The organism is Sphingopyxis sp. SCN 67-31, from assembly GCF_001725095.1.
This window is the reverse complement of record NZ_MEFH01000082.1, coordinates 1-15,888: the sequence shown is the minus strand read 5'-3', so window position 1 is coordinate 15,888 and position 15,888 is coordinate 1. Positions and strand designations below refer to the sequence as shown.

The following is a 15,888-nucleotide window of genomic DNA, read 5'->3' as shown; positions in this document are numbered from 1 at the left end:
CTCAAAATCATGCGCGCCGTCCGCTCGGCCGCGCATAACGCGACTGGACGGTCGTGCGGCGGAAATGCTTTTCGAGCGCCGCGTTCGAGCGGCGCAGGAACACCGAGCAGGCGCGGCGCAGAAAGGGATAGCCGAGCCAGGAGAAGACGCCGCGGCAGTCGAGCCGGTGTGTGACCTCGACGCCCTGACCGAGCTTTTCGAGCCGGTAACTCTCCTCGATGACGAGCAGACCGCGCATACCGGTCCGCCATGAGAAACCCGAAAGCCAGTCGAGACCGGTGATCCGGCCCTCGGCCGACAGTTCGGGTCCACGCGCCCCGCGCGGCGAATAGACATAGTCGAGCCGCTCTTCATCACCGGGACGATCGGTGAAGCGGAGCGTCGGATGCCAGTCGCCGTATCGCTCGATATCGACGAGCAGGCGCCAGACACGCCCGATCGGGACCGGCAAGCGGAGCGAGGTACCTACCGAGAACATCGGCTGCCCCCTCGCTCGCGCAAGCTGGTCCGCGACGCAGGCCGGGGACCTGCGCCGCGGTGTAGACCGGCAAGGTGCCGGTCAGCTCTGGACATCAGGGGACTCCGCGGCGGATTTCCCGCCGAGGATATCCACCGCTTCGAGCGTGATGAGCCCGATGTCCGGTATTTCGGCGAGCTGCGCCGCGAAGTCGCGCAGCTTCTGCTCGTCGTCGATGATCTCGATCACGACCGCCCGGTCATTCTCCAGCGCATGCTTGCGGTGAAGATGCGCCGAGCGGCCGAAACCGAGAACCGCTTCAAGGACGGTTACCCCCGCCAGCTTTTGCTGGCGGGCGAGTTCGGAAATGAACTCGAAGACGCGCTGGTCACCGAAAAAGGCAGATTCGTCGGTGTAGACGCGCAAGAGCTTGGATGCTTTTTGCATGTTCCTCTCCTATTCCGTGACCGGCGCTTCGGCCGGTTCGGACTTGCGTTTCATGAAGCCGGGCTGCCAGTTCGATCCGAGCACCACCTTGGCGATGGCGGGAAGAACCAGAAGCGTCAGGATCGTCGCCGCGATGAGACCGCCGATGACGGTCGTCGCGAGCGGCTTCTGCACCTCGGCACCCGTCCCGGTCGCGAGCGCCATCGGCACGAAGCCGATCGCGGGCACGAAGCCGGTCATGATCACCGCACGCATCTTCTCGGTCATGCCCTCGCGGATCGCCTCGACGAGAGGCGTTCCATCCTCGAGCCGCTCGCGTATCGCCGTCATGACGACGAGACCGTTGAGGACCGCGACGCCGGCAAGGCAGATGAAGCCCACCGCCGCCGACACCGAGAAGTTGATGCCCGTTAGCGCCAGGGTGAACACCCCCCCCGCGAGACCGAGCGGCACCGCAAGGAACACGGCAGTTGCACGCCCGAAGGTACCAAGTGCCATGTAAAGCAGGATGAAGATGCCCGCGAAGCAGAGCGGCACCACGATCGAGAGCCGCTTCGACGCCGCCTGGAGGCTTTCGAACTGACCACCCCATTCAATGTAATAGCCCGCCGGTAGCTTCACATTGGCGATCTTCGCCTGCGCTTCGGCCACGAAGGAGCCCGCATCGCGGCCTTCGAGGTTCACCTGGACGACGACGCGCCGCTTGCCATTTTCGCGGCTGATCTGGTTGAGCCCTTCGGTCAGCCGGATCTGTGCCACCTGGGCGAGCGGAATCTGTCCGCGGTTGCCGCCCTCGGAAGGCAGAAGCACGGGCAGCGCGCGGATGTCGTCGAGATTGACCCGGGTCGCATCGGGGACGCGAACCGTGATGTCGAAGCGCCGGTCGCCTTCGTAGAGCAGGCCGGATTCGCGGCCGCCGAGCGCCGCCGACACCGTGTCGGCAACCTCCTGCACCGACAGCCCGTAGCGCGCGATCGCATTGCGATCGAGCTTCACATCGAGCGTCGGAGCGCCGCCCACCTGGTCGGCCTTGACGCTGCCCGCACCCGGAATGCCCTGAAGCACACGGACCATCTCGTTCGCGGCGAGCGACATCTTGTCGAGATCGTCACCATAGAGCTTGATGGCCACGTCGCCGCGGACACCCGCGATCAGCTCGTTGAAGCGGAGCTGGATCGGCTGGCTGACTTCGAACATCTGCCCGAGCTGACCGCCCGAGGCCTTCTCGATCCTCTCAACGACGTCGGCCTTGCTATCGACACCCGCCGGCCACTGATCCTGCGGCTTCAGGATGACGAAGCCGTCGGAAACGTTCGGCGGCATCGGGTCGGTCGCCACCTCGGCGGTACCCGTTTTTGAGAACATCAGCTCGACTTCGGGCAATTTGGAGATCGCGTTCTCGACATTGCGCTGCATCGTGAGCGACTGCTCAAGGCTGACCGATGGCACGCGCGTTGAGGCGAGCGCCATATTCTTCTCGTCGAGCTGCGGAATGAATTCCGAGCCAAGCAGACCGAAGGGCGGGATTGCCAGCAGGAAGAAGGCGAGACCGCCCGCAATGAAAGTCCATGGCTTCGCGATCGCCTTGTCGAGCAAGGGCAGATAGCGTTCCTTGGTCTTCCGGATGGCCCAGACTTCCTTCTCGGCCACCTTGCCGCGGATCATCAGCGCGACGAGCGCGGGAACGAGCGTGATCGCGAGGATGAAGGCGGCCACGAGCGCGAGCATGATGGTGATGGCCATCGGCGAAAAGGTCTTGCCCTCGACGCCCGTGAACATCAGCAGCGGCGCGAAGGCGAGCAGGATGATCGCCTGCCCGAAGACGGTCGGTTTGATCATCTCCTGGCTGGCGCGCATCGTCTCCTCGAGACGTTCGCGCAGATTGAGCAATCTCCCTTCATGTTCCTGCCTGTGCGCCAACCTCGCCAGACAGTTTTCAATGATGATCACCGCGCCGTCGACGATCAGGCCGAAGTCGAGCGCGCCGAGGCTCATCAGGTTACCGGGAACATGGAACGCGTTCATGCCCATCGCCATCATCAGGAAGGAGAAGGGAATGACGAGCACCGCGATGATCGCGGCGCGCCAGTTGCCGAGCAGGAAGAAGAGCGCGGCCGCCACGAGCAGCGCGCCCTCGGTGAGGTTCTTCTCGACGGTTCCGACCGTTGCGTTCACAAGCTTGGCGCGATCGAGCACCACCTTGACCTCGACGCCCGGCGGGAGGGTCTTCGAAATCTGGGCGATCTTCGCCGAGACATCCTCGGCCACGGTGCGGCTGTTCTGACCGATCAGCATGAGCACGGTGCCGATCACCGCCTCCTTGCCGTTCATGCTGCCCGCACCGGTGCGAAGGTCGCCGCCGATCCTCACATTGGCGAGCTGACCCACGGTCACCGGAACCCCGCCGCGCGTCGCAACGACCGCATTGCGGATTTCGTCGACCGAGCGCACGCGCGCATCGACGCGCACGAGATAGGCCTCGCCCGCCCGGTTGTAATAGTTGGCACCGACCGCGAGGTTGGCGCGTTCGAGCGCTTCACCAAGTTCGCTGTAGGAAATCCCGTAGCTGGTGAGCCGCGTCGGATCGGGCTCGACGACGAAGGTCTTGGCATAGCCGCCGATCGAGTCGACGCCGGCAACGCCGCCGACCGACTTCAATTGCGGGCTCACGATCCAGTCCTGGACCGTGCGCAGATAACCGGCCTTGGCGACCTCGTCGGTGAGGATGTCGCCTTCGGGGGTCAGATAGCTGCCATCGGGCTGCCATCCGGGCTGATTGGCGACCTTCTTGGCGCCTTTACCGTCGGGGTTCTTGTAGCCGACGGTGTACATGACGACTTCGCCGAGGCCCGTCGTCACCGGCCCGATCTGGGGCTGAACCCCGTCGGGCAGATTTTCACCCGCCTGCAGCAGGCGTTCACCCACTTGCTGGCGCGCGAAATAGAGGTCGGTTTCGTCGGTGAAGATCGCCGTCACCTGGCTGAAACCGTTACGCGAGATCGAGCGTGTCGTCTCGAGCCCCGGAATGCCTGCCAGCGAGATTTCGATCGGATAGGTAACGAGCTTTTCGATTTCGACCGGCGAGAGACGCGGGTCGATGGTGTTGATCTGGACCTGCTTGTTGGTGATGTCGGGCACGGCGTCGATCGGCAGCTTGGTGAGCTGCCAGACGCCGAGACCCGCGACGACGAGGAAGAGAAATAGCACCGCCCAGCGCGCGCGGACGGATAGCGCCATCAGTTTCGCGATCACGGTTTATTCCTCCTCGCCCGCGCCCTTGCCGAGTTCGGCCTTGAGCAGGAAAGCGTTCTTGGTCGCGACGATCTGGCCGGGCTTCAGACCCGAGAGGATCTCGATGCGGCCGGCGCTGCGCTGGCCGACGGTGACATTCTGGGCACGGAAACCATCCTTGGTCCGCACGAAGACCACGTCGCGGCCTTCGAGCGTTTGCAGCGCCTCGTCGGCGATGACGATCCGGGCAGGACCGCCGGCTTCGGCGCCCCGGCTCGGGAGCAGGCGAACGCGCACCGCGAGGCCCGGCTGCAGCGACCCCGGCACGTCGAGGACGGCGGTTGCCGAACGCGTGTCACCCGAAAGGCCCGGGGTAACGGCGCGCACGCGCGCATCGATCGTCCGGCCATCGGGCAGTTCGATGATCGCCCTGTCGCCGGGGCTCAGACGCTGCGCGTCGGCGGGACCGACGGCCGCCTCGATCTGGACCTGCGACGGGTCGGCCACCCGGAACAATTCGGTCTCGGGCTGCACGAAGGCCCCGAGGCTCGCGCTCTCGGCGGTGATGCGACCCGAGATCGGGCTCGCGACAATCACGCTGCTTCCATCGCGCGTCACCTGCGCGGCACTGGCTGCGGCGCGGGCGCGCTGCGCCTCCGCCGCGGCAGCTGCCGCCTCCGCCTGCGCCCGCTCATAATCGACCCGCGCCGAGACCTTCTGGTCGAGCAGGGTCTTCTCGCGGTGGAGATTCTTCTGCGCGAGGGTCGAGCGCGCATCGGCCGCGACCCGTTCGGCCGCGATCTGCGCGGCGTCACGGCTCTGAACGATCGCGATCGTTTCGCCCGCGCGAACCGGGTCGCCGAGCCGCTTGAACAGGCGCGTGACGGCACCGCCCGCCCGCGCGGTCACGATCGCCTCGCCGCTCGGTGCAGCGGTGACGGTCGCCTGCGAGATGATTTCCGAGCCCAGCCCGCCCGCGTTGATCGGTTCGACGCCGATCTCGGCGGCCTTGATCGCTTCGGGGGTGATGGCGAGGCTGCTCGGAAGGGCTTCGCTCGCCGCTTCCTCGCCGCCTTCGGCCGCGGGGGCCGGCGCCGGATCGGCGGTGCAGCGCGCGACGCCGAAGCCCGTGACGGCGGCGAGCGCCATCGCGCCCGCGACGGTGCCGAGAAGGCGCTTGTCCTTGGTGATCATATTCTATCTCCGCTGTTGATGCGGTTCGCGCGCCGACCGGCAGCGCACCCCTGTTGATTAAGAAGGAAGGCGGGGCGGACGGCCCCGCTGTTTGCTGGAACCGGCGCGCTCATGGCTGGTGATCCGCGTCGCCGTCGGCCGCAGCCTGGCGCGAGAGGATCGCGCGCGCCTCGGCGCGGGCCTGCCGGGCCGCGATCAGCTCGGCCTGCGTCGCGGCATAGGCTTGCTGCGCGTCGATATATTCGACGAGCGTCGACTTGCCGGCGCGGTAGCTGAGCTCGGCGAGCCGCACGCCTTCGCGCGCCTGTTCGATGCCGCTGCCTTCGAGCGCCGCGAGGCGGGCCTCGGCGGCTTCGAGTTCGGCCTTCGCGTTGGCGATCTGTGCCTCGGCATTGACGACCGCATTTTCCCGCCGCGCGATGGCGGCAGCGACGTCGGACTTGGCTGCCGAGATATTGCCGCGGTTGCGATCGAAGATCGGCAGCGGCACCGAGACATTGGCGATCAGAGCGCGATCGCCGGTGTCGCGAAGCTGCCGCACCCCGAAGCCGACCGAGGGGTCGAGACGACCGTCGGCACGCTGCCCCTGGAGGCGAGCTTCGGCGATCAGGCGATCGGTCTCGGCAAGCCTGACGTCGAGCGTGGCGAGCGAGTCGACCGTGGCGGGCATCGCCCACAGGTCGCCTTCGACCAGTTCGGCCGGTGCCACCGAGCTGCCGAGAAGCGCCGCGAGCGAACGGCGTGCCGTCCGTTCCTCGGCCTCGGCGGCGCGCAGTTCGGCGGTTGCCTGAACCAGCGCCGCATTGGCCCGGAAGGCGCGCAGCGGCGGCTCGTTGCCGGTGTCGACCATCGCCTGTGCGACGCGGACGAGCTCACGAGCGCGCGCTTCATTTTCGCGCGCGAGCGTCAGACTGTCGCGGGCGGCGAGCGCGGTTGCGAACTGGTTGCGAACCTCGAGCGCGAGATCGGCGCGGGCAATCTCTAGCCGATATTGGGCCGCGAGAAACTCGGCATCGGCGAGCGTCATACGCGCACGGCGCCGACCGCCGATATCGAGGCGCTGATTGACCGACACCGTCGTTTCGAGGCCGTTCAGGCCCGAATAGGGACCGGTGCCGGCGAAATTCTCGACATCGACGTTGAGGATGGGGTTGAAGCGATAGCCCGCCTGACGCTGGCGGCCGCGGGCGGCCTCCACTTCGGCCTGCGCGGCAACCACGCGCGGGGAGCGCGCATCGGCTTCCTCCATCGCCTGTGCGAGGGACAATCGGGCGGGAAGCGGGCCGGTACGCACCGCCTCGCTATCGGACGAAGGCGGTCCCACCAGCTCCGTCGCTGCCGACTGGGCAGCGGCGGGCACGGAATTTGCGCCTGCAACGAGCGCCGCGAGACTCGCGGCGACAACTATGGATTTCATGAAAAAGAGACTCCTGACGTTTCCAGGGAGAAGCGCACGCGGAGGGCGCGCGCAGACCTAGAGCGTCAGGCGATTGGAGGGCGGAACGTCCCGATATAGGCGACGGGCGGCAAGGCGGCCGTCAGGATGCGCGTATGCGCTTCAGGGGCAGGGGTTTCGGTCGCTGCTGAAAAGGTTTCCGCCGGCACGCCCGAATGGTGGCCATGGCAACCATGAGCGGCGGCTGGAACCTGCTGCTTTTCGCCGGGCGACGATTTTTCCTTGTCGGGCTCGGCGTTTTCGGCAGCCGGCGGACTCACGCAGCCCGCCTCGATCGCCGCGACAAAAAGGCTCGCCTCGGCCCGATCCTCGGTCGCATGCGCGAGCGACCCCGCAACCGTTCCGGATGCAAGGAGAAGGGTCAGGAGGAAGAGGATCACCCGTCGCATTGGAACCGGCCCCTAGCATCGAAACAGCGCGATGAAAAGTAGAAGATTTTCAATCAACTTCGGCAGCACTCTTCGAACCCTCGAAGGGATGCTGTAATGTTATCTCATTATCGCAGCGAAGCCATGTATCGGTCATAGGAATACTTATCGATCCGTCGGAAAGAAAAGGATATCGGTCGGACAATCCGGCATTAAGCACAATAGTTCTGCGATTTTCTTTCACATTTATTTGCTGCCTTACGCTATTGCCCTTGCCTTCCTTTGTACCGGGCCGAGCGCCGGCAGCGGGATTCGTCGTGGACAGGGCGGTAAATCGGGAGCCGCGCCCCGAGGCGCCGAGCGGTAACATGAGGGCTTGACCCTGTATCTACTACAGGGTGCAAAAGCTTGCCCTGGACAAAAAGGGGGACCCGGCATGACGACGTCGACTGCAAAACCGCCTAGCAGGGCCATCGCCGCGCCGCTCCTGCGCGACCAATATCGCCTGTTTCGCGAATCAAGCCGAATCGGCGATGAAGCCGCCGCGTGGCGGGCGCTGGAATGGGAACATATATTGAGCCAGCCCTTTATGGTCGCGCACCTGGCCTCGCACTGGCACATGCTGCGCTATGCGATCGAACTGGGTGATAGCCGGGAAGCCGCCGGTCAGGCGATGCGGCTCCTGCTCGTGCCGCTCGGCTCGCTGACCGGTCGGCTACCCGCCGGGAACAATGGCCGCGCGCGCGTGAGCGCCTTCGATCCGATGCCGATGCCGGAGGGCCTGGCGGTACTGATCGAGGCGGCCCGGTCGGCGGCAACGCGCGACGGCCGTCCAGGCTGAGCCGGTTTTGGGCTTTCGGAACAGGCTATTCGCTGTTAGGGGCGCGCGGATGTCCGGCGCTCCGCTCCGCCTCTTGATGCTGTTCGTCCTGCTGCTGAGCGGGCTTCATAATGCTGCGCCCGCGGCTGCCGGCATGTCGCACCACGCGACCGATTCCCATCTCGCCCACCATGCGGACGTGCCACAAGCGCCGGACAGCGACGCAGACGGCAAGCAGGACGCCGATCTGCACGGAAGCCACCACAATTGTCCGGTGGCGTCCGATCAAGCGCTTTCGGGGAACAGCGATCTGACCTGCTTTTCCGGCGGCCTGCACTTCGCGCTGCCCGCGACGCGCCTCGCGTCGCGCGCCCTCGCGCCTCCCCTGAACCCTCCCCTCGCCTGAACGACGCCTGCCGCGCGGCCCTTCCCGGCCTGCGCTCAGTCGAACCGTTCAGGAGTGATCATTTATGCATATCCATATGCGCGCCGCCCTGTTGGCCGGGGCTGCGCTGCTGGCCGGGCCCGTGTGGGCTCAGCCGCTAACGCTCGACCAGGCGGTCGAGCGGGCCATCGCTGCATCGCCCGAGCTCAGAGCGGGTGAAGCGGGGGTCGACGCCGCGCGTGCCGACCAGCTGCAAGCTCGCGTTCGTCCCAATCCGACCGTCTCGGTCGATCTGGAAAATGGCGTCGGAACGGGCGGCTATGGCCTGTTCCGACAGTCGGAACTGACCGTCACCTACTCGCAGCCGCTCGAACGCGGCGGAAAGCGGGAGGCGCGGATGGCACTTGCCGAGCGCGGCGTCGTTCTCGCCGAGGCGCAGTGGCGGCTCGTCCGGCTCGACATCGCCCAGGAAGTGCAGCGCGCCTATATCGACGTCCAGATCGCCGAGCAGATGGTCTGGGTCGCCGAGGACCGCGTCAAGCTCGAGAAGGAGATACGCAGCGAGGCGATCCGCCGCGTGCGGGGTTACAAGGATCCGCTGTTCGTCGAGACGCGCGCCGATGCCCGCATTCTCGAAGCCGAACTGGCCCTGAAAGAAGTCCAGGCGAAGCGCCAGTCGGCGCGCGCTCTGCTCGCTTCCTTCTGGGGCGGCACGCCCGACAGCCTCGTGATTGCCGAGGGGATCGAAAAGCCCGATCCGCGCGATCCACCGCTCGCCGAGGCCGATGCGGCCGTCTTCGACGCGGCCGTCGATCGCGCGCGGGCGCAAGTGGTCGTCGAGCAAAGCCGCGCGCACCAGGACTATACGGTGTCGGGCGGCACGCGTTTCCTTCGCGAGACCAATGATGTCGCCGTTCTCGGCGGCATCTCGATCCCGCTCGGACGCTTCGACCGCAACCAGGGCAATATCGCCCGGGCGCAGGCCGAACGGCGGCAGCTCGAGTTTCAGTCCGAGGCGAGCCGGCTCGAGCGGCTGCGGCGCCTCGCCACGCTTCGCGCCGACGCCGACGCCGCGCGGGTCCGGGCCGAGGGCATCATGAACGACGTCTATCCGAAGGCGGTGAAGACGCTCGCCCAGGTGCGCGAGGGCTATGCCCGCGGCGGGTTCCTGTTCGCAGACGTGCAGGATGCCGCCGACGTCATCATCCAGATCCAGGGTCAGTGGGCCGAGGCCATGACGCGCTACCGCGATTTGCTCGCGGAGATCGATCGCCTGACCGGCCGCTTCGATGCGGCTCCCCTTGCGGAGAATATTCCATGAAGAAGTTTCCATTTCCCGCCGCTGCCGCGGCGCTGTTTCTTGCCGTGCCTCTCGCTGCCTGCGGCGGCGGCGGCGCCGAGGGCGAAGACAAGCATGAAGAAGGCGAAAGCCACGCCGAGGGCGAAGGCGAGGAAGATGCCAAAGGCCCGAACGGCGGCAAATTGCTCAAGAATGGCGATTTCGCCGTCGAGGTGACGATCTTCGAGAATGGCACCGAACCGCAATTCCGCGTCTTCGCAACGCGGGGCGGGAAGCCGGTCGATCCCAAGGATGTCCAGCTCGCGATCACGCTCACCCGTCTAGGCGGCGACGTCGATCGCTTCACCTTCCGCCCGCAAGGCAAGTTCCTCGCAGGGCAGGGGGTCGTTACCGAACCGCACAGCTTCGATGTCGAAGTCGTCGCGGTGACGGGCGGTAAACGCCACGTCTGGAAATATGCGAACCCCGAGGGTCGCACCCGGATCGCGACGGACGCCGCCAAGGCCGGAGGCATCGAAACCGCTGTCGTCGGTCCGGCGACGGTGGGCGAGATGCGCGAACTCTACGGCACCGTCCAATTGTCTCCGACCGCCCGTTCCGAAATTCGCGGCCAGTTCCCCGGCCGCGTCGTGTCGGTGACCAAGGGGGTGGGCGACAGCGTCCGCCGCGGAGAGCTTCTCGCGCGGATCGAGTCGAGCGAGAGCCTCCAGGTCTATCCGGTCTATGCGACGGTCGGCGGCGTGGTCGCGGAGCGCAACGCAAATCCCGGTGACGTCACCGACGGGCGCGCACTCTATGTGGTTACCGACCCGGCGCAGACCACGGTCGTCTTCAACATCTTCCCCCGCGACCTCGCGATCATCCGACCGGGGATGCGGGTGACGGTGGAGACGCAGGATGGCGCCGCGATCGCGACCGCGCCGCTCGGACAGTTCCTGCCCGACGGCAATGTCGAGGCGGGCACCGCGCTCATTCGCGCGACGATCCCCAACCGCTCGGGGACGCTTCGGCCCGGCATGGCCTTGCGCGGCCGCGTAATGGTCAATCCCGTCACCGTGCCACTCGCGGTGCGCACCGAGGCGATCCAGCCCTTCCGCGACTTCAAGGTGGTCTATGCCAATTTCGGGCAGGACTATGAGGTCCGCATGCTGAAGCTCGGCCGTTCGTCGCCCGAATGGACCGAGGTCCTGTCGGGCATCAAGCCCGGCACCGCCTATGTCACCAAGGGCAGTTTCCTCGTTCGCGCCGACATCGAAAAGTCCGGCGCGGGCCACGACCATTGATCGGGGGGCAGGATAATATGCTAGCCAGAACCATAGGCTTTTCGATCCGGCAGCGGTGGCTCGTCCTCGCGGTCGTCGCGCTCCTTTGCGCGATCGGCGCATGGAGCGCGACCAAGCTGCCCATCGACGCCGTCCCCGACATCACCAACGTCCAGGTCCAGATCAACACCAAGGCGGAAGGCTATTCGCCGCTCGAATCCGAGCAGCGCATCACCTATCCGATCGAGACCGCGATCGCGGGCATCCCGAACCTCAGCTATACGAGGTCGATCTCGCGCTATGGCCTCAGCCAGGTCACCGTCGTCTTCGAGGACGGGACCGACATCTATTTCGCGCGCCAGCAGGTGGGCGAGCGCCTCCAGGCCGCGCGCGGCCAGCTTCCGCCCGGGATGGAGCCCGAAATGGGCCCGATCTCGACGGGTCTCGGCGAAATCTTCATGTTCTCGATCGAGGCCGAACCGGGCGCAAGAAAGCCCGACGGCACGCCTTATACGACCGAAGACCTCCGGACGATGTCCGACTGGGTTATCCGACCGCAGATGCGCACGATCCCGGGGGTCGCCGAGATCAACACGATCGGCGGCTATGCACGCCAATATCATGTAACCCCTAACCCGGCCTCGCTCGCTTCGCTCAACCTTTCGCTCAACGATGTCGTCACCGCATTGGAGGCCAATAACGCCAATCGCGGCGCCGGCTATGTCGAGCGCAGCGGCGAACAGATTCTGATCCGCGTGCCGGGTCAGGCCAATAACGAGCGCGACCTGTCGCAGATCATCGTCACCACCCGCGGCGGGGTTCCGATCCGGATCGCTGACGTCGCCGATGTCGCGATCGGCTCGGGGCTGCGCACGGGCGCCGCGACCGAGAATGGCAAGGAAGTCGTCCTCGCAACGGTCTCAATGCTGATCGGGGAAAATCCGCGCGTGGTGGCGCAGGCCTCGGCCGAACGTCTCGTCGAAGCCTCGCGCGCCCTGCCGAAGGGTGTCGTTGCCAAGCCGCTCTATGATCGCACCGCGCTCGTCGAGCGGACGATCTCGACGGTGCAGAAGAACCTCGCTGAAGGCGCGCTCCTCGTCATCGTGATCCTCTTCCTGCTGCTCGGCAATTTCCGGGCGGCGCTGATCACGGCGGCGGTCATTCCCGTTGCGATGCTGATGACGCTGACGGGCATGCTCCAGACGCGAACATCGGCCAACCTCATGAGCCTTGGCGCCCTCGACTTCGGCCTCATCGTCGACGGGGCCGTCATCATCGTCGAGAACTGCCTCCGCCGGCTCGGCGAGGCACAGCACAGGCTCGGACGCCTGCTCGACCGCGACGAACGCTTCGGCCTCGTCGCCTCGGCGAGTGCAGAGGTGATCAAGCCAAGCATCTTCGGCATCATCATCATTACCGCCGTCTACCTGCCGATCTTCGCGCTCGAAGGCGTCGAAGGAAAGACTTTCCATCCAATGGCGATCACCGTCGTCCTCGCGCTTACCGCCGCTCTGCTGCTGTCGCTCACTTTGGTTCCGGCCGCGGTGGCGCTCTTCGTCACCGGCAAAGTCGAAGAGAAGGAGAATTGGCTGATGCGCGGTCTCGGCAAGGGCTATCGCCCGATGCTCGACCGCGTCCTCAATTGGCCGAAGGCTGCGCTTTCGAGCGCGCTGCTACTCGTGGCGCTCAGCGGCGTGGCGGCATCCAGTCTGGGGTCCGAGTTCATCCCGGACCTCGACGAAGGCGATATCGCGATGCACGCGATGCGCATTCCGGGGACGAGCCTGACCCAGTCGATCGCGATGCAGGAGGCGCTGGAGAAGAGGATCAGGCAGTTCCCCGAAGTCGAACGGGTGTTCGCGAAGATCGGCACGCCCGAGGTCGCGACCGACCCGATGCCGCCATCGGTCGCGGACAATTTCATCATGCTCAAGGACCGGAAGGAATGGCCCGATCCGAGAAAGACGCGCGACCAGCTCGTTGCCGAACTCAACAAGGCGGTGAACGAGGTGCCGGGGAACAATTATGAGTTCACCCAGCCGGTGAAGATGCGCATGAACGAGCTGATCGCCGGCGTCCGCGCCGACGTTGCGATCAAGCTGTTCGGCGACGATCTCGATCAATTGCTCGAATCGGGGCAGGCGATCGAGGAAGTCGCCGGCGGGATTGCGGGCGCGCAGGACGTGAAGCTCGAGCAGGTCACCGGCCTGCCGATGCTCTCGGTCACGCCCGATCGCGACAAGCTCGCGCGCTACGGCGTCAGCATGGAGACGGTCCAGGACGCGGTTTCGACCGCAACCGGGGGCCGTCAGGCGGGCGAGCTCTTCGAGGGTGACCGCCGCTTCGACGTCATCGTCCGGCTTCCCGAGGCCATTCGCACCGATCTCGCGTCGCTCGGCAATCTCCCCGTTGCGCTTCCGGCGGGCGGCTTCGTGCCGCTTTCGGAACTGGCGGAGATATCGCTCGCGGCGGGGCCGAACCAGATCAGCCGCGAAAATGGCAAGCGCCGCGCGGTGATCACGGCGAATGTCCGTGGGCGCGATCTGGGTTCGTTCATCGACGAGCTCACGCAAAAGGTCGAAGCCGAGGTCGTGCTGCCCGATGGCTATTACATCGAATATGGCGGGACGTTCGAACAGCTTCAGTCCGCAACCGAGCGCCTCCAGATCGTTGTGCCGCTCGTGCTGCTGCTGATCTTCGGCCTGCTGTTCATGCTGTTCGGCACGGTGCGCGATGCGGCGATCGTCTTCTCGGGCGTGCCGCTGGCTCTGACGGGAGGGGTCGCGGCGCTGGCGCTGCGCGACATTCCGCTCTCGATCTCGGCGGGCGTCGGCTTCATTGCATTGTCCGGGGTCGCGGTGCTGAATGGCGTAGTGATGCTCTCCTTCATCAAGGATTTGCGCGAGCGCGGAAAAGGCCTCGTAGATGCGATCCGCGAGGGGGCGCTCACCCGACTCAGACCGGTGATGATGACCGCGCTGGTGGCGTCGCTAGGGTTCATACCGATGGCGCTCAATGTCGGAGCGGGATCCGAGGTGCAGCGGCCGCTGGCAACCGTCGTCATCGGCGGGATCATCTCGTCGACGATCCTGACGCTCCTGGTGCTACCTGCGCTCTACCTCCTGGTCCACCGACGGACCGCGAAGGCCGAAGAGGAAGAGTTGGCGCGTCCGAGCGGCGCGGCCAGCCCCGCAGGCTGAGACCCTCCCGGTCAGCCGCCATTCCCCCCTGTCGGCGGCAACCGGGAGTGCCGACTGAGGCGGAACCCAAGCGGGTTCCGCCTCCTTTTAGGGATGGTGAGGATTGAGGAGCTTGCAATGAATGAAAAAGCATCCGGGAGCGAACGCGAAAAGCGAACGCTCCAGATCGTTCTCGTCCTGAACGCGGCGATCGCGATCGCCTTCCTTTTAACCGGCGCACTCGGCGATTCGAGCGCGCTCATCGCCAACGGGCTCGACAATCTGTCCGACGCTGCGGTCTATGCCTTGAGCCTCGTTGCGCTCAGCCATGGCCTGAAATGGAAAACCCGTGCTGCCACGGCATCGGGCGTCATGCTGCTGGTCTTCGCGGCCGGCGTCCTGTTCGATGTCGGACGGCGCTATTTCGAAGGCAGCGAACCGATCGGTCCGACGATGATGATCATGTCGGCGGTCGCTGCGGTGGTGAACTATGCTTGCCTGAAGCTCTTGCAGCGCATTCAGGATCCGGACGTCAACCTCAGAGCCGCGACAACCTTCAGCTACAACGACTTCATCTCGAACGGCGGCATCCTGATCGCGGGCGTACTCGTCTGGTGGCTCGGGACGAACTGGCCGGATCTTCTGGTCGGGTTTGCGACTGCACTGATCGCGATCAAGGGCGGGATCGAAATCCTTCGCGACGCCCGGCAGGAAGCCAAACAGCAGCAAGGCTAGAGGCTGTGGGGCCTATCGGATCGGCGGAAGAATGTTCGGACCTGTTCGAACAGAGCCGCCGATCCTTGCCCAGAGGCACCCGACAGCTCGCCCCCATCATATTACGTCCTTATTACGCGAGGCAAAATTCGGGCTCGCGTAACAGGGCATATTACGCCGCTAATCGGCGTAAGTTATTGAAATTTTTTGGAAAACTGGAGCGGGCGAAGGGATTCGAACCCTCGACCCCAACCTTGGCAAAGTTGTGATAGCCATTTTCGGGATTTCTCCAGACTACGCCATAATGCTACTAACATACTGATATATATTTTGATTATTTGATTTCTCTACGCTATCCTTGTCCAGGAAAACGCGCCGATTTCCGATTGTCGTGGTCGCCCGGTGGTCGCCCGGAATGGGGCATCTGACAAGGAGAAAGTGATGGTTCAGGGCACCGTGCATCTAACCAAGCGAGTCATCGACGCGGCCATTTCAAAAGAGAAGCGTTACGACATCTGGGATAGTGAGCTCCCCGGTTTCGGTCTCAGGGTTGGCGTGAGCGGGACGAAGACGTTCGTGCTCCGATACCGCGCTGAAGGCGGCGGGCGCGGCGCTCCGAAACGACACGTCACAGTCGGACGTTTTGGCCCCCTAACCGTCGAAATGGCCCGGCGGCAGGCCAAGCAACTCCTCGCTCAGGCTACAGTTGGCGAGGATCCGGCCAAAGCACGAAACAACAAGCGTGGCGAGATGCGGATCAGCGAACTGATCGATCTTTATGAGAAGCAGGGCTGCTATATCCAGCGCGGAAAACGGCAGGGGATCCCGATGAAGCCTCGGACCAAGCAATATACGCTTGCGCGCCTGCGACATCATGTCGTCCCGCTGCTCGGCAACCGCCGAGTGACCGAAGTCAACGCGGGCGACATCGAGCGCTTCTTCCGTGAGGTGGAGGCGGGCAAGACGGCGCGTGACGACAAGATCGGCCCACGCCGGCGCATTGTCGTACGAGGCGGCGAAGGCGCCGCGCGCAAGGTGTTTCGCGACCTGTCCGCCGTATTCAGTTTCGCGCGGC

Annotated in this window: 13 protein-coding genes; 7 read left to right on the top strand and 6 right to left on the bottom strand. The window is 65.2% G+C overall.

All coding sequences use genetic code 11. The features are described 5' to 3' along the window. Window positions 1-7: 7 nt before the first annotated feature. The 6 genes from ABS88_RS17255 to ABS88_RS17230 form a co-directional block, all read right to left on the bottom strand. A complete protein-coding gene (locus tag ABS88_RS17255) occupies window positions 8-478 on the bottom strand; it encodes an SRPBCC family protein (protein ID WP_286750210.1) in 471 nt (156 codons plus the stop codon). Window positions 479-559: 81 nt separating this feature from the next. Beyond that, entirely contained in the window at window positions 560-904 is a 345-nt protein-coding gene (locus tag ABS88_RS17250) for a DUF190 domain-containing protein (protein WP_186401311.1), read from the bottom strand. Between the two features lie 9 nt (window positions 905-913). Continuing rightward, window positions 914-4,156, bottom strand: a complete 3,243-nt coding sequence (locus tag ABS88_RS17245; protein WP_186401312.1) for an efflux RND transporter permease subunit — start codon at window positions 4,154-4,156, stop codon at window positions 914-916. Window positions 4,157-4,159: 3 nt separating this feature from the next. After that, window positions 4,160-5,329 carry an efflux RND transporter periplasmic adaptor subunit gene (locus ABS88_RS17240; RefSeq protein ID WP_186401313.1) on the bottom strand — a complete coding sequence of 390 codons (1,170 nt, stop codon included), beginning with the start codon at window positions 5,327-5,329 and terminating at the stop codon, window positions 4,160-4,162. A gap of 109 nt (window positions 5,330-5,438) precedes the next feature. After that, on the bottom strand, window positions 5,439-6,746 hold the full coding sequence (locus tag ABS88_RS17235; RefSeq protein WP_186401314.1) for a TolC family protein: 1,308 nt from the start codon (window positions 6,744-6,746) through the stop codon (window positions 5,439-5,441). A gap of 65 nt (window positions 6,747-6,811) precedes the next feature. After that, window positions 6,812-7,174 carry a hypothetical protein gene (locus ABS88_RS17230; RefSeq protein ID WP_186401315.1) on the bottom strand — a complete coding sequence of 121 codons (363 nt, stop codon included), beginning with the start codon at window positions 7,172-7,174 and terminating at the stop codon, window positions 6,812-6,814. A 415-nt stretch (window positions 7,175-7,589) separates the two neighbouring features. Between ABS88_RS17230 and ABS88_RS17225 the strand changes: the two genes are divergently transcribed. The 7 genes from ABS88_RS17225 to ABS88_RS17195 form a co-directional block, all read left to right on the top strand. Then, on the top strand, window positions 7,590-7,994 hold the full coding sequence (locus ABS88_RS17225) for a DUF3703 domain-containing protein (RefSeq protein WP_186401316.1): 405 nt from the start codon (window positions 7,590-7,592) through the stop codon (window positions 7,992-7,994). A 49-nt stretch (window positions 7,995-8,043) separates the two neighbouring features. Further along, window positions 8,044-8,379: a hypothetical protein gene (locus ABS88_RS17220; RefSeq protein WP_186401317.1), complete on the top strand. Its 336-nt coding sequence runs from the start codon at window positions 8,044-8,046 to the stop codon at window positions 8,377-8,379. 64 nt (window positions 8,380-8,443) lie between these two features. Then, window positions 8,444-9,679 (top strand): TolC family protein, encoded by a 1,236-nt coding sequence (locus ABS88_RS17215; RefSeq protein WP_186401318.1) that lies wholly within the window; start codon window positions 8,444-8,446, stop codon window positions 9,677-9,679. Further along, window positions 9,676-10,941 (top strand): efflux RND transporter periplasmic adaptor subunit, encoded by a 1,266-nt coding sequence (locus tag ABS88_RS17210; RefSeq protein ID WP_286750209.1) that lies wholly within the window; start codon window positions 9,676-9,678, stop codon window positions 10,939-10,941. The genes ABS88_RS17215 and ABS88_RS17210 overlap by 4 nt, the downstream gene beginning before the upstream one ends. A 17-nt stretch (window positions 10,942-10,958) precedes the next feature. Then, entirely contained in the window at window positions 10,959-14,120 is a 3,162-nt protein-coding gene (locus ABS88_RS17205; protein ID WP_186401320.1) for an efflux RND transporter permease subunit, read from the top strand. Between the two features lie 117 nt (window positions 14,121-14,237). Beyond that, complete coding sequence (locus ABS88_RS17200) at window positions 14,238-14,834, top strand: cation efflux transmembrane domain-containing protein (RefSeq protein ID WP_186401321.1); 597 nt, start codon at window positions 14,238-14,240, stop codon at window positions 14,832-14,834. Between the two features lie 420 nt (window positions 14,835-15,254). After that, a partial coding sequence (locus tag ABS88_RS17195) for an Arm DNA-binding domain-containing protein (protein ID WP_286750208.1) occupies window positions 15,255-15,888 on the top strand: 634 nt, incomplete at its 3' end.

Coding starts and splice junctions, on each gene's coding strand:
- ABS88_RS17250 (WP_186401311.1), bottom strand. CDS start 904: ATGCAAAAAGCATCCAAGCTCTTGCGCGTCTACACCGACGAATCTGCC.
- ABS88_RS17205 (WP_186401320.1), top strand. CDS start 10,959: ATGCTAGCCAGAACCATAGGCTTTTCGATCCGGCAGCGGTGGCTCGTC.
- ABS88_RS17220 (WP_186401317.1), top strand. CDS start 8,044: ATGTCCGGCGCTCCGCTCCGCCTCTTGATGCTGTTCGTCCTGCTGCTG.
- ABS88_RS17235 (WP_186401314.1), bottom strand. CDS start 6,746: ATGAAATCCATAGTTGTCGCCGCGAGTCTCGCGGCGCTCGTTGCAGGC.
- ABS88_RS17225 (WP_186401316.1), top strand. CDS start 7,590: ATGACGACGTCGACTGCAAAACCGCCTAGCAGGGCCATCGCCGCGCCG.
- ABS88_RS17230 (WP_186401315.1), bottom strand. CDS start 7,174: ATGCGACGGGTGATCCTCTTCCTCCTGACCCTTCTCCTTGCATCCGGA.
- ABS88_RS17200 (WP_186401321.1), top strand. CDS start 14,238: ATGAATGAAAAAGCATCCGGGAGCGAACGCGAAAAGCGAACGCTCCAG.
- ABS88_RS17210 (WP_286750209.1), top strand. CDS start 9,676: ATGAAGAAGTTTCCATTTCCCGCCGCTGCCGCGGCGCTGTTTCTTGCC.
- ABS88_RS17215 (WP_186401318.1), top strand. CDS start 8,444: ATGCATATCCATATGCGCGCCGCCCTGTTGGCCGGGGCTGCGCTGCTG.
- ABS88_RS17255 (WP_286750210.1), bottom strand. CDS start 478: ATGTTCTCGGTAGGTACCTCGCTCCGCTTGCCGGTCCCGATCGGGCGT.
- ABS88_RS17240 (WP_186401313.1), bottom strand. CDS start 5,329: ATGATCACCAAGGACAAGCGCCTTCTCGGCACCGTCGCGGGCGCGATG.